A 23,851-nucleotide genomic window follows, 5' to 3' on the forward strand; every position below is an offset into this window, starting at 1 on the left:
TTTTAGAAACAAACAAAACCTAGAATACTATGGGTATGGATATCAAACAAATTCAGGACTTGATTAAATTCGTTTCAAAATCAGGTGTGAATGAAGTCTCAATTGAAGAGCAAGATTTTAAAATTACAATAAAAACAAATCAAGAGCCTACGTATGTGACAGCTACTGTTCCCGCTGTTGCTCCTATCGCTGCTCCTCAAGTTGCGCAAGCAGCGGCACCAGCTCCTGTGGCTAGCCCTGCAGCACCAGCGGCAAACGCTGACGCAAACTTGATAACAATCAAATCACCAATGATCGGTACATTCTACCGTTCGGCTGGACCAGGTAAACCATCTTTCATCAATATCGGTGATGATATCAATACCGGTTCTGTTTTATGTATCGTTGAAGCAATGAAATTATTCAACGAAATTGAATCTGAAGTTTCAGGTAAAATCGTTAAGATTTTGGTAGAAGATGCTCAACCTGTTGAGTTTGACCAACCATTATTCTTAGTTGAGCCTAAGTAATTTACAACTACGTAAATGAATACATGTAGCCTCCAAAGGGCTACATTTTTTGCAAACTTCATAATTCAAGACAATGTTCAAAAAAATATTAATTGCAAATAGAGGCGAGATTGCCCTGCGCATTATCCGTACCTGTCGTGAAATGGGTATTAAGAGTGTTGCAGTATATTCGACTGCTGACAGAGACAGCTTACACGTGAGATTTGCGGACGAAGCCGTTTGTATTGGTCCTCCACCGAGTAGAGACTCTTACTTAAACATTCCAAATATTATTTCTGCAGCTGAATTGACAAATGCAGATGCGATTCATCCAGGATACGGCTTCTTATCGGAAAATGCACGCTTTTCAGCAATCTGTGCAGAATATGGTATCAAATTTATTGGTGCTACTGCAGAACAGATCGAAAAAATGGGTGATAAATCCCGTGCTAAGGATACCATGAAAAAAGCTGGTGTTCCTACCGTTCCAGGATCGGATGGTTTGATTTCAAACGTAAAAGAAGGTATTACATTAGCGAATGAAATCGGCTACCCAGTAATCATCAAAGCAACTGCTGGTGGTGGTGGTCGTGGTATGCGTATCATTTGGAAAGACGAAGAGTTCGAACCAGCTTGGGATTCTGCGCGTGTTGAATCTGCTGCGGCTTTCGGTAACGATGGCATCTACCTTGAAAAATATGTAGAAGAACCGCGTCACATCGAATTCCAAATTGTGGGCGATCAGTTCGGTACAGTATGTCACTTATCGGAACGTGACTGTTCAATACAACGTCGTCACCAAAAATTGATCGAAGAATCTCCATCCCCATTTATGACCCCTGAGTTAAGAGCTGAGATGGGTGAAGCTGCTGTTAAAGGTGCCAAAGCTGTAAATTATGAAGGTGCAGGTACCATTGAATTCTTGGTTGACAAACACCGTAATTTCTATTTCATGGAAATGAACACCCGTATACAGGTAGAACACCCTGTTACGGAAGAAGTTATCAATTTTGATTTGATCAAAGAACAGATAAAAGTGGCTGCAGGGATCCCAATTTCAGGAAAAAACTACGAACCAGGAATGCATGCGATTGAATGTCGTATCAATGCGGAGGATCCTTTTAACAATTTCCGTCCATCACCAGGTAAAATCACCAACTTCCACTCTCCAGGGGGGCATGGTGTCCGTGTAGATACACATGTTTATTCAGGTTATTCAATTCCGCCTAACTATGATTCTATGATTGCTAAATTGATCACTGTTGCGCAAACACGTGAGGAAGCAATTTGTACCATGGAACGTGCATTAAGCGAATTTGTCATTGAAGGGATCAAAACAACCATTCCTTTACATTTGAGATTGATGCGCGACCCTAACTTTAGAGCCGGAAATTTCACGACAAAGTTTATGGAAACTTTCGACCTAACGGAATATCCAGCAGAAGATTAAATAAAATTATCTTTACATACATAAAAAATACCATTCTTTACAATAAGAATGGTATTTTTGTTTCCAAACAATTTTTATGAGTACACCTAATTCGAAAGATCTTATACAAGCTATTAAAGATAAAGGGAAGAATTTAGAAGCAGAAATGTCCTTTTTCGACCACCTTGAGGTTTTAAGATGGCATCTAGTGCGTTCAGCAATTGCGATCTGTATCTTTGCAGGTATTGCCTTTACATTCTACGATTTCGTATTCAACGATATCATCATGGGCCCAAAGAATCTAAATTTTTGGACGTATCGTATGATGTGTAAGGCTGCAGATGCTTTCAATTTGGCAGATTTCTGTGTGAAGAAAATTCCTTTTAATATCATCAATACTGAACTAGCAGGTCAGTTTATGCTTCAGATAAACTCCTGTTTATTGATGGCTTTGATGATGGGATTTCCCTACCTTCTTTTTGAAATTTGGTTATTTGTAAAACCAGCATTGACCGATGTAGAAAGACGCTCAGCACGTGGGTTTGTATTTTACTCGTCTTTATTGTTTATTTTAGGAGCGCTATTCGGATATTACATCGTTGTACCCTTATCCATCAACTTTCTGGCAAATGTATCCCTAAGTGATGAAATCGTCAACCAGATCACTATTGATAATTACCTTTCTACGATAGCAACATTAACATTGGGTTGTGGGATTGTTTTCCTACTTCCAATATTGGTATTTATTCTCTCTAAAATAGGCATTATGACACCTGAATTTATGCGGGCCAGCCGTCGTTATGCAACTGTAATTATTTTAGTGATAGCCGCTGTCATTACACCTTCTGCAGATATTATCACGATGTTGACCGTTGCAGCGCCAATGTTCTTATTATATGAAATCAGTATCATGGTTTCTGCGGATGTCAAAAGAAAAAAATTAGCACAAGAAAAATAAAATAACAATAAAATGAGCAGCGTAAAGAAAATTGCGATTGGAAGCGACCATGCCGGTTTTGAATATAAAACAGCTTTGGTAAGTTTTTTGAATGAACTGGGTTATGAAGTAACAGACTTTGGTACAAACTCTCCAGATTCAGTTGACTATCCAGATTTCGCACACCCAGTAGCATCAGCAGTAGAAAATAAAGAAGCTGATGCCGGAGTCTTAATTTGTGGAAGTGCAAATGGAGTTGCGATCACAGCAAATAAACACCAAAATATCCGTGCTGCTATCTGTTGGTTGGAAGAAATATCTGCTTTGGCCCGTCAGCACAACGATGCTAACGTGGTCTGTATCCCAGCACGTTTTATTGATCTTGACCTTGCTAAAAAGATCGTCAATACATTTATGAATACGGAATTCGAGGGTGGCCGTCACGCCAACCGCGTTAACAAAATAGCTTGTAGCTGTTAATAAATTAACATATTTTAAGAAGCGGATGAAAGGTAAATAACACTTTTCATCCGCTTTTTTTTATATCTTGTACAGATACCGACACCTATTAGACGAATTAGACAGTTGGCACCCGTCTGATTGGGTCGATTAAAATGATAAAATAAAGCGCTGAAAGTCGCACTAGTAAAAATAAACAATGAAGAAAATATACAACCTGCTTTGGATCGCATGCTCCCTGATGAGCTGTGCACAAGCACAGGACGTAAACAGTAAATATGCGGAGGAAATCACCGTAGAATCTACCCAAAAGCATCTACGCACTTTAGCCTCTGTCGATTTCGAAGGCAGAGGAACTGGACAAAAAGGTGGTCGCTTGGCAGCTGAATATATTGCCAATGAATTTAAAAAATATGGTCTCAGTGCGCCCGTCAATGGATCCTATTTCCAACCCCTGCAGCTTATTCGTAACAGCTTTAAGGTAAAGCAATTTAGTATTAACGATAGACCCTTCCAACATGGTAAGGACATTTTTGTCATTGGTAACAATGAGAACAAGTTCTTCGAAAGCAATGAAATTGTGTTTATTGGCTATGGGATAGATGATCCCAAGTATTCGGATATCTCAGGCATGGATCTCCATAATAAGATCGTTATGCTGATCAATGAGAATGAGCCAACAGATGAGAAAGGGAATTCATGGATTACCAGCAAAAAGACTGCTTCGGACTGGGCAACAACCCGAAATAAAAAAGTCAAGGAAATCCTTAAACACAGTCCCAAAATGGTACTAGCCATTAATAGTCAGCTGTCTCAACTTTTGGAGGATGCAGGAGACCGTGCTATTGAGGGCCGTTATAATTTGGCGGTGGATCAACCTGCGCCGGAAAAGTCACCCATGATCCCTGTGGTCAATATTACAGACCATGCAGCAAATTATATTCTAAACCTGGCGAGAACCAATCTTGCTACTGTGGTTGCAAAAATTAATCGTACGGGACAACCAAATTCCTTTGCTATTTCAACAAATTTTAAAGCTGAGTTTGGCACCAATGCGGCTCCATTAGCCGATCCTAATATTCTTGGCTACCTGGAAGGAACAGATAAAAAAGACGAAATCGTTGTGATCGGAGGCCACTATGACCACGATGGAATGGATTCCAAAGGAAATATCTTCTTTGGGGCCGATGACAATGCCTCGGGCACAACAGCCGTCCTTGAATTGGCACGCGCTTTTTCTAAAGCCAAATCGACCGGAAATGGTCCACGACGCAGTATTTTGTTCATCACCTATGCGGCAGAAGAAAAAGGTTTACTGGGTTCCAAATTCTATACAGAAAATCCCATATTTCCATTGAAAAACACCGTTGCCTGCATTAATATTGATATGATTGGCCGTGTTGACGACAAACATCTCAAAGGTAATCACGATTATATCCATGCGATCGGTTCAGATAAATTGAGCTCGGAGTTATATCAGATCAATAAAAATGAGAATGAAAAACATACGAAACTGGAGATTGACTATATGTATGACAATCCAAAGGATCCTATGCGCCTCTACTATCGCTCCGATCATTATAATTTTGCCAAGAAAGGTATACCATCTGTATTTTACTTTTCGGGCTTGCATCCGGACTACCACACACCTGCGGATACCTATGACAAGATCGACTTTCCACTGATGGTTAAACGTGAAAAGCTCGCATTTTACACCGCATGGCAAATAGCCAATCGGGAAAATCGCCTGGTGGTTGACAATAATAAAGAGTAAGATCAAATTATCGTTTGTAAAAAGGATTACTTTATACTATATAAAAAAGCAAGTAAATGATTGTTTACTTGCTTTTTTATGTATTAAAATGACCTTTAGCATAAACCTTTTATCCACAATTATTGTTATCTTTAATACAAAACAAGTATAATTTATGGCTTTTGTAGATTACTATAAAGTGCTTGGCATTGATAAAACAGCTTCAGCTGATGAGATCAAAAAAGCATATCGAAAACTAGCCCGTAAATACCACCCTGATGTCAACCCCAATGACAATGAGGCCAAACAACGATTTCAGGAGATTAATGAGGCAAATGAAGTATTATCCGATCCCGAAAAGCGCAAAAAATATGACCAATACGGTGAACATTGGCAACATGGAGAGGAGTATGAAAAAGCGCAACAACAATACCGTCAGTCCCAATCCACCGGAGGAAACCCATTCGGAGCTGGGGGAAATCCATTTGGTAGCGGCGGCTCCCACGAGTACACCGGAAACTTTGATGATGGGCAATTCTCGGATTTCTTCGAACAGATGTTTGGCAGCAGACGCGGGGGAGGTCGCCAAAGTACATTTCGTGGACAGGACTTTAATGCCGAGCTCAGCTTAACTTTACAAGAAGCTTACACGACACATCAACAGACCTTCAATATCAATGGAAAAAGTATCCGCATCACGATTCATGCTGGAGTGGAGGATGGTCAGAAAATCAAACTGAAAGGATATGGCAGTGAGGGCATCAACGGGGGGCCAAAGGGAGATCTCTATATCACAATTAATATCATACCAGATGCCCGTTTTAAACGCCAGGGGAATGACTTATACACTACACTTGATGTAGACCTCTATACAGCTATTTTAGGCGGCGAAGTGACCTTAGATACGTTCGGTGGAAAAGTTAAACTGAAAATTAAAGCCGAAAGTCAAAATGGCGCAAAAATGCGACTTAAAGGAAAAGGATTCCCCTTATACCGAAAGGAAGGTGAATTTGGCGACCTTTATGTCACATTGAATATCCAAATGCCCAATAATCTATCTGCCGAAGAAAAGGCATTGTTCCAACAGTTGAAGGATTTAAAACAATAATCTTATGGAAACGACACTCATTAAAGTCATCGACTTCTGCCAGTCCAGAAAGGTTGAAACAACGTTTCTGCAAACCATGGAGGAATATGGGCTCATACACATCGTAATTCAACAGGAAGAACAATATATCGATGAAGAAGAACTCCAAAAGTTGGAACGCTTTTCGAATCTCTATTATGACCTTGAAGTAAATCCTGCTGGAATTCAGGTGGCCAGCCATCTATTGGAGAAAGTCGAACAGCTCCAAAATGAAATTTTGCATTTAAAGAATAAATTGAAAGCCCTGGATTATTGATCCAAGGCTTTCAATTTATTCTTTAGAATTCGACATCCCGCTCTGTATTCACCTTGGTCTGCCAAACAATTTTGTCTTGCAATGTGGTATACAGAATTTCATAATCTCCTTTGCAGGTCACAAAGGACCCATAAAAATCACCGGGCTTCATCACGCGGTAAACAACCAGTTTTCGTTCTCCGTCAACTTCACCATAAGCTTTCATTAACATATAGCCTGTTTTATTCACCTTTTCTTCAGGGATTTTATAATCCAAATGCGAACGGCTACTACCATCATCAGGGCATAAAATCTCTGTGCGGCTCGGGGTAAATTTATAACGATCGCGATACATAGCAACATTCGACATGACTACATCCTTTGCCCACGCAATGTCGGTAAAATCCTCGGGTACGAGAAAGATAAGAGACACCATTTTCTCCTGCCAAAGTCGTCCATTAAAAGGAATTACAAAATGAAGCAGCTTTTGTCCCTTAAAAGTTGTAGTCGTATAAAAATATCGTCCTTCTTTATTCTGCTCCCGTTGAAAAGAACTTAGATCAAGTAAATGGTTTTTCTTTCCTTTTATATTTGGCGAGTTGTTCACTACAGCAAGCATATCATACTGATATTTTCCTTCCAGATGTCCAGAAAACAAAACCTGATACGCGGTATCTGAATAACGTAAATAACGCAATACACGACGAAATCGAAGGTCAACCTGATGTGCATTAATCGGACTCGAATTGCCCTGCCAATTTTTGCTTTCCATAATATCATCCCCGAGGAATACCGTGAGCTCTTTGTTTATATTAACAAAATACTCATCTCCTTGTACTGCAAAACCGTTGGGAACTACTTTATAGGACTTACAGGAAGAAAGCATGGCCACAACCACAATAAAATAGAAAATTTGAATGAATCTGCTCTGCATATTTATGATCTAATCTTTACTTCTTTAAATTTAAACGAATCGGCAATGTGTAAGCCACGCGTACCGGTTTACCGTTGACTAATCCCGGTTTCCATTTTTTCGCACCTTTTAGGAGCTCCAATGCCGCCTCTTTGGTTCCATAACCAAGATCTTTTTTTACATCAACATGGGATAAACTACCATCCTTTTCGACAATAAAAGCCACTTCAACAATACCAATAACCTCCCGTTTAATTGCTGCTTCAGGAAAAACAAAATTATCGCCTACCCAAATCATAAAAGATCGCATTCCCCCAATAGGTGTTGGTTGCACCTCAACTTTATCAAAAGTTACTAAATCGGACTGAAAATCCAACGAAAGATTCCAGCGGTCGCGCTCATCTTCTGTCCTTATCGATTTTACTTCCTTGAGTTGTTTTTCTGTGTCTTCACCAGGTTCAGCACCTGGGAATGAATGAGATGACATCCGAGCCTTTCTGCCCAATGTGTCGGTTTCCTCCCAATAATAAGTTGTTTTTCCGCCAACGGTAACGGGCAAGGAAAGCAGCGATCGAACGACCTTTCCATTGACGATTGCAGGTTTCCATTTCCCACTTGCTTTTACAGCATTTTCCACAGCTGATGCCAGGCCATAGCCCAAATCATTCTTAGCCTTTATATGGCTCAAATCACCGTTTTTCTCCACGATGGCTGTGATAACAATTACCCCGATCACATTATTCTTGATTGCTTCATCACTCACCTGGATTCTACTGGCCAATCCCATGACATACTTTTTCATTCCTCCAGCTGGAATAGCCAATACCTCCGGATCTTTGTAGACCTTCCTGTCTTCATTTACCTGTTCGTTTTTTAACTCCTCAGGTTGTTTCGATAATGTCTGCTCATCAATCACAGTTAACCTATTGACGCTTTCTTCAACATCTGCTACCATATCCTTGGCCCTACTCGTATTAAAGACCAACGTAGACCCCGATACCACCAATAGCATGGGCAACACAATCACATATAACAAGCGTTGTCTCTGTACAGATTTAACTTTAAATAACATCGTGATGCGCTGCTTTAAAAAAGAATGGTTGGAAAACTCATGTGAAAAAGCCAATTGATCTGTACGTAATGCATGAGCAACCAGCATTTCTGCATAAGCCACTTTATCGGTCGAGCAAATTTCATCTACAATATACTCGTGTTGAAACCTGATTTCTTTTTGAAAGAAATACACAACAGGATTGAACCAATTAAAAATTTTCAGCAGCTCAATCAACACCAAATCGTAGGAATGCCCCTGCGCAGTATGGACCTGCTCATGCCATGCAATATTCTCCTTGTTTTTAATCGATTTTCCAATCACGATCCTATTAAAAAAAGAAAAACTCAGGTATTCAGGAGAAGAGCGCAATACTCGAACAAGTTGCCTGATGCGCACCACCAGGAAAAAAAAGGCGACGCCCACTCCTATCCAATAGATCTTGGTAAGAATATCCAATAGAAAAAGAGGTTTTTCTTCGATCGGGCTCCCGATTTCGACATCCATATATGTTCCTAAATCGACCTGTGGAATATGATTGGAAATCATCTCTGTCTTGGGCAATTCAATAAAAATACCCACGGGAGCTAATAAAGAGAATGCAACCATTCCAATCAGATAGATCCGATTCCACTGAAAAAAAGTAAGTTTTCTAAAAATCAGTTTGTAGAGCACAAAACTGATAATCAATGAAATATTGACAATCAATAAGTAAATCATAATCAAAAGTTTATAAAAGAGGATTGGTTGTTATTTATTACGTTCGATGATGGACAAGATGTCATCAAGTTCTTTGATGTCCAACCTGTTCTCTTCCAAAAAATAAGAGAGCATACTTTTGGGCGAATTATCAAAATAATTGGTTAATAACTTACCTGTAATACCTTTCTTATATTCCTCTTTTGAAATCTTTGGTAAATATCGATGACTTTTCCCAAAAGATTCATGCGTTACAAAGCCCTTTGTTTCAAGAATACGAACGATGGTCGAGACCGTATTGTAAGCCGGTTTCGGTTCCGAAAGTCGATCAATAATCTCTTTGACAAAGCCACGGCCCATCTCCCAGAGCTCTTGCATAATCTGCTCCTCAGCTTTCGTTAACTCTTTAAAATCCTCCATAACTCCTCAAGAATAAAATAAATACCTGAATAATAAATCAATAGACAAGTTATAACTAAAAACATAGTTTAACAACTAATAAATTAGTTTAATAATCAATAAACTGATAATCAGTGTATTATTTTTTTTCAATACGAAATATTGTCATATTTATTCATCGAAATTCTTTTTCCTTGAAGCTTTCAATTGCGACTGTTGTTTCTTTCGATCCAGCCTTTTGAGAACACTCGAATACGGAGTTTTGGTTTTCTTACGAGGTTTTGCTGGCACAAGTGCGGCCGTCAATATACGCTTAAAGCGATCGATTGCGATTTCTTTATTGCGGATCTGCGACCGGTCAATATCGCATTCCAGTTGCAGTATTCCTTCTTTATTTATACGGTTTGTCAACACGGTGAAAATCATCGCTTTTTCTTCGACAGAAACAGCTGTCGAAAGCGCTACATCCCACTGCAGCAATACTTTGGATGACACCTTGTTTACATGTTGTCCCCCTGCTCCGCCCGACCTGGAAAACTTAAACGTAAGTTCTCCTATTACACTTTCTAAATTCATTTATCTTTAAATGCTTCTTCTATTTTTTCCATCTTTTTTAATAGGAACCCCAATTTCTCCACTTGATCCCGCTGTACCTCAACCAGTTCCTGTTCTTTGCGAATAATAAGATGATCTATTTTCTCATGCAATTCCCTAATTTCGAGTTCAGCCTTCAAATTGACGACATAATCGTTTCGAGCACGCTCACGGTCTTTGTCTTCTTGCCGATTTTGACTCATCATGATAACGGGAGCCTGTAAAGCAGCTACACAGGACAAAATAAGATTAAGCAAAATAAAAGGGTAAGGATCAAATCCTTTATTGTTCAACCAATAGATATTCGCTGCAATCCAAACAACTAAAAACAGCATAAAGGAAATAATAAAGGTCCAGCTTCCGCCAAACTCAGCTACTTTGTCTGCAACCCGTTCTCCCAGGGTTAAACATTCTTTGCTATCACCATCCAAACTTGCGCTGATTACTCTATTTTCCCTAAAACTATCGATCACTTGCTGGTCCAATTGGCTTAATTGCCCGAATTCATCTTTTAGAAATTCGGCTATATAAGCTTCTTTATATTTCATCAACTCCGTAGCTGCAATATATTTATCCTTACTAAAACTTGGATATTCCTTTTTGACCAGCTTAAAAATGGGCTGTCGAATCGAAGCGCCCAAAATACGTTGCTCTACAGGAAATTCTTGCCCTGAAATAGCACTGACGAAGTTCTCCATATAATGATTAAATATGTATTTAAAGATAATGTTTTTTAAGCATTCAAAAAATTCACAAAACTATGGCAATTGGTTTTTGTTATTTTACGCATAAATAGTCGAAATTTGCAACACAAAATTCAGGAGTAAGTATCCTAATTTTTCATGTTATCATCTTAAGAAGACAATTGTTAAGCAAAATAACATCGTCCGTGCTTCACGAACACTATAGCTTATATGCGAAAGGCATCAGATGTCTTAGACGACAACATACAGAATACTAACACGAGGTTCCTGAGAACCTTTAAACAAAATTAAACAGCGCTTCTTACGGGATGCCATTAAAAATATACGCTCAGACATAATTACGCAGATGAAAATAGGAATTGTTTGTTATCCCACCTTTGGTGGAAGTGGTGTAGTTGCAACCGAACTAGGAAAGGCTTTGGCCGCTAATGGACATGAGATCCATTTTATCACCTACCGACAACCCGCACGTCTGGATTTCTTCTCTGAAAACCTATACTACCATGAGGTAGCTGTTTCACAGTACCCCCTTTTTGATTTTCTACCCTATGAATCTGCATTAGCCAGCAAATTGGTTGATGTAGTTCGTTTCGAAAAGTTGGATTTGATCCATGTGCACTATGCCATTCCACACGCATCAGCGGCATTTATGGCAAAACAAATTTTACTCACTACGTATGGCATTAATATTCCCGTAGTGACCACCTTACATGGTACAGATATTACACTGGTTGGTAAAGACAAGAGTTTTAGTCCTGTTGTTACATTCTCCATCAATCAATCCGATGGCGTAACTGCGGTATCACAGAATCTGAAAGATCAAACGCTCCAATACTTTGACATTACCCGAGACATCAAAGTAATCCCAAACTTTATTGATCTGGATAGGTTCAGCAATAAAGATCGGTCACATTTCAAAAAAGCCATTGCACCGGGCAATGAACGTATATTGGTTCATACCTCCAACTTTAGGAAAGTTAAGAATACAGAAGATGTTATTCGTATTTTTAAGAAAGTACATGATGTAATCCCTTCCAAATTATTAATGGTAGGTGATGGTCCCGAGCGTCGAAATGCAGAGGAGCTATCCAGAGAACTTGATGTATGCAAAGACGTCCGTTTCTTGGGGAAACAAGACGCAGTGGAAGAAATATTGTCTGTATCGGATCTTTTCCTAATGCCTTCAAGCTCGGAAAGCTTCGGGCTTGCAGCCCTAGAAGCCATGGCCTGTCAAGTTCCGGTCATCTCTTCCAATACCGGAGGTTTACCTGAACTAAATGAAAACGGTGTCACTGGATTTCTGAGTGCGGTGGGTGATGTTGATGATATGGCAAAAAATTCGATTTATATCCTGGAAGATGGAGAGCGCTTAGAGAAATTTAAAGAAGCAGCTTTAAATCATGCGAAAAAATTCCAATTGTCTAATATTATGCCTTTGTATGAGCAGTATTATCAAGAAGTCATCAATCAAACAATAAAAGCACAATAAATATCACTTTAAGGCTTAAGGGATAAAAAAAATATTTTATCTTTGACCTTTGGAAAATTTCCAAAAAAACAATTATGAAATACAAACGTATCTTATTAAAACTTAGCGGTGAATCCTTAATGGGTGACCAAAGCTATGGTATCGATATTAACCGTGTATCACAATACGCTAATGATATCAAAGAAATTCACGATCAAGGTTTAGAAATTGCAATTGTTATCGGTGGCGGTAATATATACCGTGGTCTAAGCGCTGAAAAATCAGGCATGGACCGTGTTCAAGCAGACTATATGGGCATGCTTGCCACAGTCATCAACAGCATGGCTCTTCAGGATGCGCTTGAGAAAGTTGGGAAAAAGACACGTTTGCTTACTGCGATCAAAATGGAGCAAATTTGTGAACCTTTTATTCGTAGAAGAGCCGTTCGCCACCTGGAAAAAGGCCGTATTGTTATTTTCGGAGCTGGTACTGGAAATCCATATTTCACCACAGATACTGCAGCATCCTTGCGTGCAATTGAGATCAATGCCGATGCAGTATTGAAAGGAACACGTGTAGATGGTATCTATACTGCAGATCCTGAAAAAGATCCTAGTGCAACAAAATTTGAAGAAATATCATTCACAGAGGTTTATGAGAAAGGATTAAATGTCATGGATATGACTGCCTTTACCCTTTGTCAAGAAAACAAATTACCGATCATCGTATTTGATATGAACAAACCAGGCAATTTATTAAAACTTGCCAATGGTGAACATGTCGGAACTGTGGTTAAATAATTTTAAATCTGTAAAAAACGTAATCTTATATGAACGAACTAATTTCAATTGAATTGGACGATTGTAAAGACAAGATGTCCAAAGCAGTTGCTCACACCGAATCCGAATTAACTAAAATTCGTGCGGGTAAAGCTTCTCCATCTATGTTAGATGGAATTTCAGTAGACTATTATGGCAGCGCCACTCCGCTTTCACAAGTGGCCAACATCAATACAACTGATGCACGGACTATTGTTATCCAACCTTGGGAAAAATCGCTCATCAACGCAATTGAAAAAGCTATCACAGACGCTAACCTAGGAATTAACCCACAGAATGACGGCATCGTTATTCGTCTGAATATCCCTCCTTTGACAGAAGAAAGAAGACGTGATTTGGTTAAGAAAGTAAAAGAAGAAACTGAAAGAGGCCGTATTGGTATTCGTAATATCCGTAAAGATACAAACGAATCCATCAAAAAATTAAAAAATGACGGCGCTTCTGAAGATGAGATCAAAACTGCTGAAGGTGAGGTTCAAAAATTAACGGATGCATTCATTGTAAAAGTTGATAAATTGGCTGAACTGAAAGAAAAAGATATCATGACTGTTTAAGTTTTCCTACTTGAATAGAAAAAAGGTCTGAAAAATATTCAGACCTTTTTTTGGTATAAAGACCTCCCTACTCCCCTTAAAACGGGCACTTACCGACATACAATAGCTTGGCTCTCCGAAGATTTTATCGTTTATAAAATCAACATACTCTTCAAAAATATTCCTTGTTACACCATTGATTTCTGAACAAATAATTGTACATTGTACACTAACAAGTAATCAATTATATGATGAACAATTCTCGCCGTCAATTTTTAAAGCAAGCTGGAATAGGTCTTTCGGCAGCTTATCTGGTGCCCAACTTTATATCTTGTCAAAATAAAGCCGGAGCAATCAGCGACAATCCATTACAGAATATAGGCGTGCAGCTCTATTCCATTCGTGATTTAATGGATAAAGATCCGAAAGGATCTCTGGAACAAATTGCCAAAATTGGGTATAAACATGTTGAGCTCTATGGCATAGACGCCACAGCCAAACAGTTCTGGAAATTACCCTACAAAGAGTTGAAGAAAATATTGGATGATAACGGTCTAAAAACACATTCAGGCCATTATGATATGTCCAAATACCTTAGTAAAGCTCATACCGACAAAGAGGATCTTGCGGTTTATTTTGATGCAGCAAAAGAACTTGGTCAAGAATATGTAATTGCTCCTGTAACACCGATGTTTGATCTGAATGCATTGAAAAAAGACGATTATCTCTATGCTGCAGAGCAATTGAATAAGGCTGGTGAACAGGCTAAAAAATTAGGTTTAAAAGTTGCTTATCACAACCATTTCTGGGAATTTAGGGATCTAGGCAATAATACGACGGGTGAAGAGGTTATGTTAGCATTCACCGAACCCGACTTGGTCGATTTTGAATTAGACCTTTTCTGGGCAGAAAAAGCGGGTAAAAACCCGATAGCTTTGTTTGAAAAATTCCCCAACCGCTTTAAACTTTGGCACGTTAAAGATATGGATAAAACAAAATCCAATCCTATTGAATGGCCTAAAGATGGAAAATTGCCTATCGAACAAATCTTCAACGATATCAAATATACCGAAGTGGGAACCGGAAGCATCAATTTCCCTGAAATTGTTAAAGAAAAGAGCAAATCAGGACTTAAATATGCTTTTGTTGAACAAGATAATATTTATATGCCCAATAAGATGGAAAGTCTTAAAAAGAGCTACGATTATGTTCAGACAAATCTTACAAAATAAAAAAGGGAGCAATGCTCCCTTTTTTATTTTGTAAGATTGTCAGCTTAAAATTCGGTATCTTCTACCTCCACTGCGGTCTCGATTACTTTTCTCGCCAACTCTTCTTTAAATTCGATGATATTCTTGCTGATTGTTTCATCATGTGTACCAAGAATCTGAGCAGCCAATATACCTGCATTCTTCGCCGCATTTAAAGCGACAGTTGCTACAGGAATACCATTGGGCATCTGAAGAATAGAAAGTACCGAGTCCCATCCATCAATGGAATTTGATGATTTTACAGGCACGCCTATTACAGGTAAATGTGTAATAGAAGCGACCATTCCTGGCAAATGCGCCGCACCACCAGCTCCAGCAATAATAACTTTCAAACCACGAAATGCTGCATTTTTCGCATAATCAAACATACGTTGTGGTGTACGATGTGCTGAGACGATCGTTACCTCAAATTCCACTCCAAGGGCTTTGAGCACATCTATAGCATCCTGCATAACAGGAAGGTCTGATTTGCTTCCCATGATAATGCCTACCTGGGCCTTATTATTGACTGACATAGTATTGTTTAAGCTTTAACTTTTAATATTTCTTGTACTTTTCTTGCGTTGGAGATCGCTTTCTCCCGATCATCATTGATGATACAAACATGGCCCATTTTGCGGAATGGCTTTGTATATTTCTTACCATACAGATGGATATATACACCTTCCATAGCCAGCACCTCTTCAACCCCCTCATACTTAGCCAACCCTTCATAACCGGCTTCCCCCAAAAGGTTAATCATAACGGCATTCGTTCTGCATCTGGTATCACCTAACGGTAGATTGAATATAGCCCTTAAGTGTTGAGCAAATTGCGACACATAGTTACCCTCTATTGTCTGATGACCACTATTATGCGGGCGCGGAGCCAATTCGTTGACCAGAATATCACCATTTTTCGTTAGGAACATCTCTACAGCCAATATACCTACGATCTGCAAATCATCGGCAATCTTTTTTGCTATCGCCTCCGCGCGTTGTTGAATCTCTACACCATACAAAGACGGCGCAATCAAAAATTCCACCAAGTTAGCCTGAGGATTAAATTCCATCTCCACCATTGGAAATGTAGACACCTCACCCTTATCATTCCGGGCAACAATGACCGCAATTTCCTTTTCAAAATCTACCCATTCTTCAATTAAGCTAGCTTCTTCGAACGCCTCTTGTATATCCTGTTGGGTAACAATCTTCTTCACCCCTTTTCCATCATATCCATCCTTACGTAATTTCTGGATATACGGTAAGTTTAACGAGGCATTTACTAAATTATCCTTATTGGATATCAATTGAAACGCCGACGTTGGTATATCGTTTTGTTTAAAAAATTGCTTTTGTAGACCTTTATCTTGAATCAGACGAATGATACGTGATTGCGGGTACACGATTACTCCCTCGCCTTCCAGTTTCTCCAAAGCATCTACATTCACCTTCTCGATCTCGATCGTGATCATGTCCAAATCCTTACCGAAATTATAGACCGTTTCAAAATCGCCCAATGAACCACATTCAAATTTATTGCACAACTTACGACAAGGAGCATTCTTATCCGGGTCCAATACATGAACATTTACATTGTAATTAATGGCTTCCTGGATGAGCATTCTTCCCAGTTGACCACCGCCAAGAATACCCAATTGCAATTCACCATAAAAATCTTTTGCCATAATTGATTTAAAATCTTATAAAATTTATTTTTTAAGCTTTTCCGTTGAACAATTGCTCACCTAACAAGCTTTCTTTGTCTATCTTTTTTTGCAATTCAATAAAAGCACCAATTAGTGCCTCTGGACGTGGTGGACATCCCTGGACATAAACATCCACAGGGATAACGCGATCTACCCCCTTGACCACATGATAACCATGCTGCCAATAGGGACCACCACAGTTGGAACAAGAGCCCATCGAAATAACATATTTAGGATCTGGCATCTGTTCATATAGTTTCTTGATTCGATCGGCCATCTTAAAGGTAACCGTTCCAGCAATGATGATCACATCGGATTGCCTTGGAGAAGGCCTTGGAAATACGCCAATCCGATCTAAATCGTAAGTTGAAGCCATTGCCCCCATCATTTCAATGGCACAGCAAGCAATACCAAAGCTCATAGGCCACATCGAAGATAATCTTGCCCAATTCAGCAAATCATCTAATTTGGCAACAATAACACCATTATTCTGCAATTGACTATCTAAACTCATGCTTACTCAGGTTTTTTAAATCGAGGTTTAAAGGCTGGTTTCGGCGTCGACACCTGTTCATCTACCGTTGTTTTGTGCGCGACAGTTTCATCTACAACCAGTGCATAATCACGCACCTGATAAGTCTTGCTATTCAGGCTTGCATAGGCGCTATCCGGGATAGGTACAGGAACTTTAGGTAAGGACACATTCGGTTTAACCCATTCTAGATCGCCCTTTTTCCAGACAAAAACCAATCCTAGAATTAAAATACCAATGAACATAGCCATTTCTATCATGGTAAACCACCCCCACCTTCCATCTGCTGCAATATATTCGGACTGTCCAAATACAGTGGCCCATGGAAAAATAAAAATAAGCTCCACATCAAAAAGTAAAAATACGAGGGCGATCACATAAAACCGTGGATTAAACTGAACCCAAGAAGAACCAATGGGATCCTCTCCACATTCGTAGGTACCAGATTTGATGGGATTATTCTTTTTCGGAGAGATTAAACGTGCAAGAAAAATGGTCGCACAGACTAACAGCGCCCCTATCAGAAGAATGATAAGGATTTTGCCGTATTCCGATAATTGCGCGGGGTCATCCATAATAATTACAAATTTAACAAATATTTCGTTCACTCGGGTGCGGAACTTGAAATTACAAATTATTTCTTTAAAAACAGTTCGAATTTACGGAATCAACCACCAGTATCCTGTCCGCAAGAAACCTAGATTCATCATCCACAGCGCATAGTAGAACCGAAAAAATTAATCAAAAAGGCAATGCAATGATCAAAACCTGCATGGCTTCTTAGACACCAAAAACAATGAAAGCCGACTGAAGGTTCTTTCTGGCCAATAAGACCAGACACTTTCAGAAAAAAAAATAGGGCATCGTATAAAACGATGCCCTTCTTATGATGTAACTATTCTCTAAAAATTACATTTTTCCTGGCATTTTGGGCATATTACGCATCAATTTAGCTGCCATAGCTGGATTAGACATCTGCTTCATGACTTTGCGCATATCACCAAATTGTTTCAATAATTTATTCACTTCATTGATATCAGTACCTGATCCTTTCGCAATACGTAAACGACGTTTTTGATCAATAACATCCGGATTTTCGCGTTCAAAAGGTGTCATGGAATCGATAATCGCTTCAATGGGTTTGAAAGCATTGTCATCTACTTCAATATCTTTCATTGCTTTACCAACACCAGGGATCATTCCCATGAGGTCTTTCATATTACCCATTTTCTTAATTTGTTGAATCTGGGATTTAAAATCGTTGAAATCGAATTTATTCTTACGGATTTTCTTTTGGAGCTCTGCAGCTTGCTTCTCGTCAAACTGTTGCTGCGCACGTTCTACTAAGGATACGACGTCACCCATACCCAAAATACGGGATGCCATCCGATCGGGGTGGAATACATCCAATGCATCCATCTTTTCACCTGTACCAATAAACTTAATGGGCTTATTAACGACAGATTTAATCGATAATGCAGCACCACCGCGTGTATCACCATCCAACTTAGTCAATACTACACCTGTAAAGTCCAGACGGTCGTTGAACGTTTTAGCTGTATTCACGGCATCTTGACCAGTCATTGAATCCACAACAAATAGGATTTCGTCTGGTTTTGTCGCTTCTTTAACTGCAGTAATCTCTACCATTAAAGGCTCATCGATCGCCAAACGACCAGCTGTATCGATGATTACGACGTTATTTCCATTACGTTTTGCTTCTTCCACACCGGCTTTGGCAATGGCAATAGGATCGTTAGATTCACGATTCACATACACTGGTACGCCCACTTGTTCCGCGAGCACTTGCAATTGATCGATCGCTGCAGGACGGTAAACGTCACCTGCCACCAATAATGGTTTTTTATTCTTTTTATCTTTAAGGTACAAGGCCAACTTACCTGAGAAGGTTGTTTTACCAGCACCATTCAAACCCGCAATTAAAATGACTGTTGGATTTTTTCCAGTCTCAAGCTCTGTAACAGATCCGCCCATCAAAGCTGTCAACTCATCATTCATGATCTTCGTCAACAATTGGCCTGGGGAAATACTTGTCAGTACATTTTCGCCTAAAGCTTTTTGTTTAACATCGTCGGTAAAAGTTTTGGCAGTTTTATAATTCACATCGGCATCCAACAACGCTTTGCGAATTTCTTTCATCGTTTCTGCAACGTTGATCTCGGTAATACTACCTTGTCCTTTTAATACTTTAAAGGCCCTATCTAACTTATCTTGAAGATTTGAAAACATAAAATCTGAATCTTATTCTATATAAACAGCAAAGTTAAAAAAATTGTCTATAGTAACCTCATTAACACACCATAAAAAATGCGACTATAGAAAATAATCGCATTTTTGTAGGATAAAGTTACAATACCCGTATTTAATCACTTCTACGGCCACCGAATAAAATCGATGCATAGTATAAAAGTGTTACCAACGCACTTAACGCTGCTACAACATACGTCATCGCTGCCCATTTCAAAGCATCTTTTGCACCGTCATGCTCCTCACCATTATAGGTTACACCAGCATGGTTTAACCATTCCAGCGCGCGGTTCGACGCATCAAACTCGACGGGCAAGGTGATAAAAGAAAATAAGGTCGTAATAGCCAGCGCCCCAACTCCAATAGCTAAAAGCCATGGGTTACCACCTTTAGAAAAAGCAAACAGCATAACGCCCAACATCAATACCCATGATGTCAATTTGGAAGCCGCATTCACCATCGGTACCATTGCCGAACGGAATCCCAACCATTTATAGGCTTTAGCATGCTGCACAGCATGACCACATTCGTGCGCCGCTACCGCTGCCGCTGCAACACTGCGACCACTGTAAACTTCAGGACTTAAATTAACGGTTTTATCTGACGGATTATAATGATCTCCCAAACGATCTGGGATAGACAATACCTTTACATCATATATACCGTTATCATTTAACATTTTTTGCGCAATCTCAGCTCCAGACATCCCGTTGCTCAAAGGCATCTCGGAGTATTTCTTAAATTTGTTTTTGAATCTTGTTTGGACAATTAGGCTTACCACCATTATTCCAATAAATAAAATCAAGTACATAGCTATTCAATCGTTTTATAGTTATAATATGACTATCAAACCTTATTCCAATCGTTGAAAAAAGGCGTATACATAAATTTCTAAGATAAAAAAAGTCTTTGACCTGACAAAAAGAACAGATTCTTCTGATCTCCACATGACATAATTACCATAATAATTGGACAAATAACCCTGCTTTTGGCTACGCTGCAACGAAACACTTACACTGATTAACAAGAATTCAAACTGATTAACAAGAATTCAATACGTATACCCACCGGTCATTTCTGAAGGCGCGCAGTTATTTTAAGTTCGATCAGGGAGATTATTTAAAGAAATGGCTTTTGAATATAGGATGCGCAAAGGATTGTAGCATTGCCTTGTTATAAACACAGGGTGGCAAAATACAAAAACAGCGAAACTCCCTGTGATCCCATTTGAATATAAATAAAAATGGGCGTTTTGTAACGCCCATTTTTATTATAAATAGCCCATTTGCAGGGTAAGATCGGTACCTTCAATCATCTTACGTAAATTGCTCAATGCGTAACGCATTCTCCCCAGAGCAGTATTAATACTTACTTCGGTTATTTCCGCAATATCTTTAAAACTCATATCACAAAAGTGCCGCATAATGAGCACCTCTTTTTGATCGTCCGGAAGTTTTTGGATCATTTTCTTAAGATCAACATCAACCTGTTGTTTGAGCATTTTTGACTCTGCGCTTTCATCACTAAATTCGAGCACCTCAAAAATATCAAAGCCATCCGCATTCACAATATTTGGAGCACGTTTTGCTTTTCTAAAAAAGTCAACAATCATATTGTGCGCTATACGAATAGCCCAAGGTAAAAATTTACCCTCTTCATTATATTTACCGGATTTTAATGTGTTGATGATTTTAATGAAAGTCTCCTGGAAAATATCTTCAGCAAGATATTCATCTTTTACTTTCATATATATAGAAGTATATATTTTCGATTTATATCGATTCAACAATGCCTCTAGACCGGACTCTTGGCCACCGACATACATTTGGATCAACTCTTGATCGCTTTTACCTTTTAGAAGTCTCATACGTCACTTACTTTTTTAGCAGTTCGCAAATAAATTATCAGTTCTGTGTTAAAATGTAAATGTTTGCCGTATAAACTATCCTTTCTTATTGTAAAACAATCAATTAATCTAAAACCAAATTACCGCAAAATAAATGAGTAATCAAATTATTACAATTTATTTTAAGGTTTTTTAACATTTAAAAATAAGTTATCTGCCTCACATTTCCAAACCGAGCTCTTAAGGCAGTTCTCCTAATCCCTCCGAAACAAGCTGGAGCCAGCAGTTGTACATGAGAAAGACAACACGCCAATGAGGCATTATTTAATCCGAACTTTATAGGGAGTTAATAGGGACCTCATAGGGACCTCATTCGGTTGAGCCCCTATTTGAACCTTATAAAATACGGATCAGGTTATTATATAATTCCCGTGATAAGTTAAATTGGTACGGACGTATACCATACATGTTACGCTGAAAATAGCTGTAAGAAAATAAAAAAGCGGAACCACCGCATCGGTGATTCCGCTTTTTTTTATTCCTAGGGGAATTCCTTATTTATACAATGGGAACTCAGCCATCATTGCTTTTACTTTACCATGGATCAAATCCAGTTGAGCATCGTTAGATGCATTTTTCAATGCCTCATCGATCAATTCGCCGATTTGTATAATTTCATTCTCTTTAATACCACGTGTTGTAATTGCAGCAGTACCAAAACGTACACCTGAAGTCACAAAAGGAGAACGTGTGTCGAAAGGAACCATGTTTTTATTTGTTGTGATACCGGCTTTACCTAATACAGCTTCCGCTTCTTTACCAGAAATATCTTTGTTGCGAAGATCCACCAACATCAAGTGATTGTCTGTACCACCCGAGATGATCTTGTAATCTCTTTCTACAAAGAATTGTGCCAATGCAGCTGCATTTTTCTTTACCTGAACGATATATTCCATATACTCATCGGATAAAGCCTCACCGTAAGCGATTGCTTTCGCTGCAATTGTATGCTCCAAAGGACCACCTTGTGTACCTGGGAATACAGCTAAATCCAATAATTGCGTGATTGTACGGATTTCACCTTTAGGTGTTTTGATACCCCATGGATTTTCAAAATCTTTACCGACCATAATCATACCACCACGTGGACCACGAAGCGTTTTGTGTGTCGTTGTCGTAACGATATGGCAATGTGGAAGTGGATCATTCAATAAACCACGAGCGATTAAACCTGCAGGGTGAGAAATATCAGCCATTACGATAGCACCAATTTCGTCAGCAACTTTACGAATGCGCGCGTAATCCCAATCGCGAGAATAAGCCGAAGCACCACAGATGATCATCTTTGGTTTTTCACGAAGCGCTGTTTCTTCCAATTGCTCGTAGTCAATTAGGCCTGTATCTTCTTTTACACCATAAAATAATGGTTGATAGATCTTACCAGATAAGTTCGCTGGTGAACCGTGTGTCAAGTGACCACCGTGAGATAAATCAAGACCTAAAATTTTGTCGCCAGGTTTGATTGTCGCCAAAAAAACAGCCGCATTTGCTTGAGCACCAGAGTGAGGCTGAACATTTACCCATTCTGCGCCAAATAATTGTTTTGCACGATCAATTGCGATGGTTTCAATCTCATCCACAACTTCACAACCTCCATAGTAACGTTTTCCTGGGAGGCCTTCTGCATATTTATTTGTCAACACTGAACCAGCAGCTTCCATCACTTGTTTTGAAACAAAGTTTTCTGAAGCAATTAATTCAATACCTTCTTCTTGGCGTTTAAGCTCATCAGCTATTAAATTAAAAATGGCTTGATCTCTTTCCATTGTTTTTAAATGTTGTAAAGTAAATTTTGTAGTTTATTTTAATGCCTCAAAGATAGCATATTCCATAAAGAATATCGACAAAAAGTCCTATTTAATTAAATGTTCTTAGAAAAACAGCCTTATTTATGCGAATTACCTAATTAGGCCAAGATCATTTTATGGTGCTATCGGACCGAATAAGCGTACGAAGAATTGAATGTTTCGAAAATGTCAAAAAATCCCGGTCAAGCAATTTGCCATTAAAAAAATGTATTTTTGTATTGGATTGGCTAAAACACTATTACAATGAGTACAGAACATACAGCAGTTGCTCCTGTTTCTTTAACAGAAGGGGCAATCAAAGAACTAAATAAATTAAAGGATCAACAAGAAATCTCTGATGATTTTGGTTTACGTGTCGGTGTTGAAGGCGGTGGTTGTTCCGGTATGAGTTATATCTTGGGCTTTGACCAGAAAAAGGACGGCGATAACGAATACGAAATTCAAGGAATTCGCATCTTTATGAACAAAGCACATGGCCTCTATCTTGCCGGTATGGAAATCGACTTCAAATCGGGACTCGATGCAAGGGGCTTCACATTCAATAATCCCAATGCAACAAGTACCTGCGGTTGCGGAAGCAGTTTTTCAGCATAACTGAATTTCAGCACGAATGAAATAACAAAGGGACTGCCATAGGTAGTCCCTTTGTCGTAGCAGATGCTTCCATCATTTTAGCCAGTTGATCGAGTGAAGATTTCAAAAAGTTCAACCTCGATTTAATGATATAAGCA

The 23,851-nt window shown here is 39.0% G+C and carries 25 protein-coding genes; 12 read left to right on the forward strand and 13 right to left on the reverse strand.

The genetic code is table 11. The features are described from left to right. The first annotated feature begins 29 nt into the window (after positions 1 to 29). From accB to OK025_RS03425, 7 genes are all read left to right on the forward strand, one after another. Complete coding sequence (accB, locus tag OK025_RS03395; protein ID WP_309364379.1) at positions 30 to 509, forward strand: acetyl-CoA carboxylase biotin carboxyl carrier protein; 480 nt, start codon at positions 30 to 32, stop codon at positions 507 to 509. Positions 510 to 582: 73 nt separating this feature from the next. Next, positions 583 to 1,938 carry an acetyl-CoA carboxylase biotin carboxylase subunit gene (accC, locus tag OK025_RS03400; protein WP_046672273.1) on the forward strand — a complete coding sequence of 452 codons (1,356 nt, stop codon included), beginning with the start codon at positions 583 to 585 and terminating at the stop codon, positions 1,936 to 1,938. A 76-nt stretch (positions 1,939 to 2,014) separates the two neighbouring features. After that, complete coding sequence (gene tatC / locus OK025_RS03405) at positions 2,015 to 2,875, forward strand: twin-arginine translocase subunit TatC (protein ID WP_317668341.1); 861 nt, start codon at positions 2,015 to 2,017, stop codon at positions 2,873 to 2,875. A 12-nt stretch (positions 2,876 to 2,887) separates the two neighbouring features. Continuing rightward, the gene (rpiB, locus tag OK025_RS03410) at positions 2,888 to 3,334 is read left to right on the forward strand and encodes a ribose 5-phosphate isomerase B (protein WP_088160307.1); all 447 of its coding nucleotides are present in this window, start codon (positions 2,888 to 2,890) and stop codon (positions 3,332 to 3,334) included. Positions 3,335 to 3,512: 178 nt separating this feature from the next. Further along, a complete protein-coding gene (locus OK025_RS03415; protein ID WP_317668342.1) occupies positions 3,513 to 5,087 on the forward strand; it encodes a M28 family peptidase in 1,575 nt (524 codons plus the stop codon). A 154-nt stretch (positions 5,088 to 5,241) separates the two neighbouring features. After that, positions 5,242 to 6,174: a J domain-containing protein gene (locus OK025_RS03420; protein WP_317668343.1), complete on the forward strand. Its 933-nt coding sequence runs from the start codon at positions 5,242 to 5,244 to the stop codon at positions 6,172 to 6,174. A gap of 4 nt (positions 6,175 to 6,178) precedes the next feature. Then, positions 6,179 to 6,469, forward strand: a complete 291-nt coding sequence (locus tag OK025_RS03425; RefSeq protein WP_317668344.1) for a chaperone modulator CbpM — start codon at positions 6,179 to 6,181, stop codon at positions 6,467 to 6,469. Positions 6,470 to 6,491: 22 nt separating this feature from the next. Here OK025_RS03425 and OK025_RS03430 read toward each other — a convergent pair whose 3' ends face one another. From OK025_RS03430 to OK025_RS03450, 5 genes are all read right to left on the reverse strand, one after another. Beyond that, complete coding sequence (locus tag OK025_RS03430) at positions 6,492 to 7,382, reverse strand: hypothetical protein (protein WP_317668345.1); 891 nt, start codon at positions 7,380 to 7,382, stop codon at positions 6,492 to 6,494. Positions 7,383 to 7,398: 16 nt separating this feature from the next. Continuing rightward, positions 7,399 to 9,132 carry an energy transducer TonB gene (locus OK025_RS03435; RefSeq protein WP_317668346.1) on the reverse strand — a complete coding sequence of 578 codons (1,734 nt, stop codon included), beginning with the start codon at positions 9,130 to 9,132 and terminating at the stop codon, positions 7,399 to 7,401. Between the two features lie 30 nt (positions 9,133 to 9,162). Next, positions 9,163 to 9,531, reverse strand: a complete 369-nt coding sequence (locus OK025_RS03440; RefSeq protein ID WP_317668347.1) for a BlaI/MecI/CopY family transcriptional regulator — start codon at positions 9,529 to 9,531, stop codon at positions 9,163 to 9,165. Between the two features lie 150 nt (positions 9,532 to 9,681). Further along, complete coding sequence (arfB, locus tag OK025_RS03445) at positions 9,682 to 10,086, reverse strand: alternative ribosome rescue aminoacyl-tRNA hydrolase ArfB (RefSeq protein WP_317668348.1); 405 nt, start codon at positions 10,084 to 10,086, stop codon at positions 9,682 to 9,684. Then, on the reverse strand, positions 10,083 to 10,802 hold the full coding sequence (locus OK025_RS03450; RefSeq protein ID WP_317668349.1) for a DUF1003 domain-containing protein: 720 nt from the start codon (positions 10,800 to 10,802) through the stop codon (positions 10,083 to 10,085). Before OK025_RS03450 ends, arfB begins: the two co-directional genes overlap by 4 nt. Positions 10,803 to 11,154: 352 nt before the next feature. Between OK025_RS03450 and bshA the strand changes: the two genes are divergently transcribed. From bshA to OK025_RS03470, 4 genes are all read left to right on the forward strand, one after another. Further along, entirely contained in the window at positions 11,155 to 12,297 is a 1,143-nt protein-coding gene (gene bshA / locus OK025_RS03455) for an N-acetyl-alpha-D-glucosaminyl L-malate synthase BshA (protein WP_317668350.1), read from the forward strand. A 74-nt stretch (positions 12,298 to 12,371) separates the two neighbouring features. Further along, a complete protein-coding gene (pyrH, locus tag OK025_RS03460) occupies positions 12,372 to 13,076 on the forward strand; it encodes a UMP kinase (RefSeq protein ID WP_075991132.1) in 705 nt (234 codons plus the stop codon). Positions 13,077 to 13,105: 29 nt separating this feature from the next. Next, the gene (frr, locus tag OK025_RS03465; RefSeq protein WP_317668351.1) at positions 13,106 to 13,669 is read left to right on the forward strand and encodes a ribosome recycling factor; all 564 of its coding nucleotides are present in this window, start codon (positions 13,106 to 13,108) and stop codon (positions 13,667 to 13,669) included. A gap of 227 nt (positions 13,670 to 13,896) precedes the next feature. Beyond that, positions 13,897 to 14,880 (forward strand): sugar phosphate isomerase/epimerase, encoded by a 984-nt coding sequence (locus OK025_RS03470; protein WP_317668352.1) that lies wholly within the window; start codon positions 13,897 to 13,899, stop codon positions 14,878 to 14,880. A gap of 44 nt (positions 14,881 to 14,924) precedes the next feature. Here the strand turns inward: OK025_RS03470 and purE are convergent, their stop codons facing one another. The 8 genes from purE to glyA all read right to left on the reverse strand — a co-directional run bounded on the left by purE (position 14,925) and on the right by glyA (position 23,078). Then, positions 14,925 to 15,434, reverse strand: coding sequence for a 5-(carboxyamino)imidazole ribonucleotide mutase (gene purE / locus OK025_RS03475; protein ID WP_088160297.1), 510 nt, complete (start codon positions 15,432 to 15,434; stop codon positions 14,925 to 14,927). An 8-nt stretch (positions 15,435 to 15,442) separates the two neighbouring features. Next, positions 15,443 to 16,585 (reverse strand): 5-(carboxyamino)imidazole ribonucleotide synthase, encoded by a 1,143-nt coding sequence (locus OK025_RS03480; RefSeq protein WP_317668353.1) that lies wholly within the window; start codon positions 16,583 to 16,585, stop codon positions 15,443 to 15,445. Between the two features lie 31 nt (positions 16,586 to 16,616). Beyond that, complete coding sequence (locus tag OK025_RS03485) at positions 16,617 to 17,120, reverse strand: NADH-quinone oxidoreductase subunit B (protein WP_411567689.1); 504 nt, start codon at positions 17,118 to 17,120, stop codon at positions 16,617 to 16,619. 2 nt (positions 17,121 to 17,122) lie between these two features. Beyond that, positions 17,123 to 17,713 carry an NADH-quinone oxidoreductase subunit A gene (locus OK025_RS03490; RefSeq protein WP_075991126.1) on the reverse strand — a complete coding sequence of 197 codons (591 nt, stop codon included), beginning with the start codon at positions 17,711 to 17,713 and terminating at the stop codon, positions 17,123 to 17,125. 334 nt (positions 17,714 to 18,047) lie between these two features. Next, the gene (ffh, locus tag OK025_RS03495; protein ID WP_317668354.1) at positions 18,048 to 19,388 is read right to left on the reverse strand and encodes a signal recognition particle protein; all 1,341 of its coding nucleotides are present in this window, start codon (positions 19,386 to 19,388) and stop codon (positions 18,048 to 18,050) included. Positions 19,389 to 19,521: 133 nt separating this feature from the next. Next, entirely contained in the window at positions 19,522 to 20,217 is a 696-nt protein-coding gene (locus OK025_RS03500) for a zinc metallopeptidase (protein ID WP_317668355.1), read from the reverse strand. A gap of 459 nt (positions 20,218 to 20,676) precedes the next feature. Beyond that, positions 20,677 to 21,273, reverse strand: coding sequence for an RNA polymerase sigma factor (locus OK025_RS03505; RefSeq protein WP_075991123.1), 597 nt, complete (start codon positions 21,271 to 21,273; stop codon positions 20,677 to 20,679). 533 nt (positions 21,274 to 21,806) lie between these two features. Further along, entirely contained in the window at positions 21,807 to 23,078 is a 1,272-nt protein-coding gene (gene glyA / locus OK025_RS03510) for a serine hydroxymethyltransferase (RefSeq protein ID WP_046674046.1), read from the reverse strand. Positions 23,079 to 23,363: 285 nt separating this feature from the next. Here glyA and OK025_RS03515 point away from each other — a divergent pair, with 285 nt between their 5' ends. After that, the gene (locus OK025_RS03515; RefSeq protein WP_046674047.1) at positions 23,364 to 23,714 is read left to right on the forward strand and encodes a HesB/IscA family protein; all 351 of its coding nucleotides are present in this window, start codon (positions 23,364 to 23,366) and stop codon (positions 23,712 to 23,714) included. The last annotated feature ends 137 nt before the right edge of the window (positions 23,715 to 23,851 follow it).

It is taken from the genome of Sphingobacterium sp. UGAL515B_05, from assembly GCF_033097525.1.
Classification (GTDB): Bacteria; Bacteroidota; Bacteroidia; order Sphingobacteriales; family Sphingobacteriaceae; genus Sphingobacterium.

Coding starts and splice junctions, on each gene's coding strand:
- OK025_RS03450 (WP_317668349.1), bottom strand. CDS start 10,802: ATGGAGAACTTCGTCAGTGCTATTTCAGGGCAAGAATTTCCTGTAGAG.
- OK025_RS03490 (WP_075991126.1), bottom strand. CDS start 17,713: ATGGATGACCCCGCGCAATTATCGGAATACGGCAAAATCCTTATCATT.
- accB (WP_309364379.1), top strand. CDS start 30: ATGGGTATGGATATCAAACAAATTCAGGACTTGATTAAATTCGTTTCA.
- OK025_RS03515 (WP_046674047.1), top strand. CDS start 23,364: ATGAGTACAGAACATACAGCAGTTGCTCCTGTTTCTTTAACAGAAGGG.
- bshA (WP_317668350.1), top strand. CDS start 11,155: ATGAAAATAGGAATTGTTTGTTATCCCACCTTTGGTGGAAGTGGTGTA.
- tatC (WP_317668341.1), top strand. CDS start 2,015: ATGAGTACACCTAATTCGAAAGATCTTATACAAGCTATTAAAGATAAA.
- purE (WP_088160297.1), bottom strand. CDS start 15,434: ATGTCAGTCAATAATAAGGCCCAGGTAGGCATTATCATGGGAAGCAAA.
- OK025_RS03430 (WP_317668345.1), bottom strand. CDS start 7,382: ATGCAGAGCAGATTCATTCAAATTTTCTATTTTATTGTGGTTGTGGCC.
- frr (WP_317668351.1), top strand. CDS start 13,106: ATGAACGAACTAATTTCAATTGAATTGGACGATTGTAAAGACAAGATG.
- OK025_RS03485 (WP_411567689.1), bottom strand. CDS start 17,120: ATGAGTTTAGATAGTCAATTGCAGAATAATGGTGTTATTGTTGCCAAA.
- accC (WP_046672273.1), top strand. CDS start 583: ATGTTCAAAAAAATATTAATTGCAAATAGAGGCGAGATTGCCCTGCGC.
- ffh (WP_317668354.1), bottom strand. CDS start 19,388: ATGTTTTCAAATCTTCAAGATAAGTTAGATAGGGCCTTTAAAGTATTA.
- OK025_RS03425 (WP_317668344.1), top strand. CDS start 6,179: ATGGAAACGACACTCATTAAAGTCATCGACTTCTGCCAGTCCAGAAAG.
- OK025_RS03470 (WP_317668352.1), top strand. CDS start 13,897: ATGATGAACAATTCTCGCCGTCAATTTTTAAAGCAAGCTGGAATAGGT.
- pyrH (WP_075991132.1), top strand. CDS start 12,372: ATGAAATACAAACGTATCTTATTAAAACTTAGCGGTGAATCCTTAATG.
- glyA (WP_046674046.1), bottom strand. CDS start 23,078: ATGGAAAGAGATCAAGCCATTTTTAATTTAATAGCTGATGAGCTTAAA.
- OK025_RS03415 (WP_317668342.1), top strand. CDS start 3,513: ATGAAGAAAATATACAACCTGCTTTGGATCGCATGCTCCCTGATGAGC.
- OK025_RS03435 (WP_317668346.1), bottom strand. CDS start 9,132: ATGATTTACTTATTGATTGTCAATATTTCATTGATTATCAGTTTTGTG.
- OK025_RS03440 (WP_317668347.1), bottom strand. CDS start 9,531: ATGGAGGATTTTAAAGAGTTAACGAAAGCTGAGGAGCAGATTATGCAA.
- arfB (WP_317668348.1), bottom strand. CDS start 10,086: ATGAATTTAGAAAGTGTAATAGGAGAACTTACGTTTAAGTTTTCCAGG.
- OK025_RS03500 (WP_317668355.1), bottom strand. CDS start 20,217: ATGTACTTGATTTTATTTATTGGAATAATGGTGGTAAGCCTAATTGTC.
- rpiB (WP_088160307.1), top strand. CDS start 2,888: ATGAGCAGCGTAAAGAAAATTGCGATTGGAAGCGACCATGCCGGTTTT.
- OK025_RS03480 (WP_317668353.1), bottom strand. CDS start 16,585: ATGGCAAAAGATTTTTATGGTGAATTGCAATTGGGTATTCTTGGCGGT.
- OK025_RS03420 (WP_317668343.1), top strand. CDS start 5,242: ATGGCTTTTGTAGATTACTATAAAGTGCTTGGCATTGATAAAACAGCT.
- OK025_RS03505 (WP_075991123.1), bottom strand. CDS start 21,273: ATGAGACTTCTAAAAGGTAAAAGCGATCAAGAGTTGATCCAAATGTAT.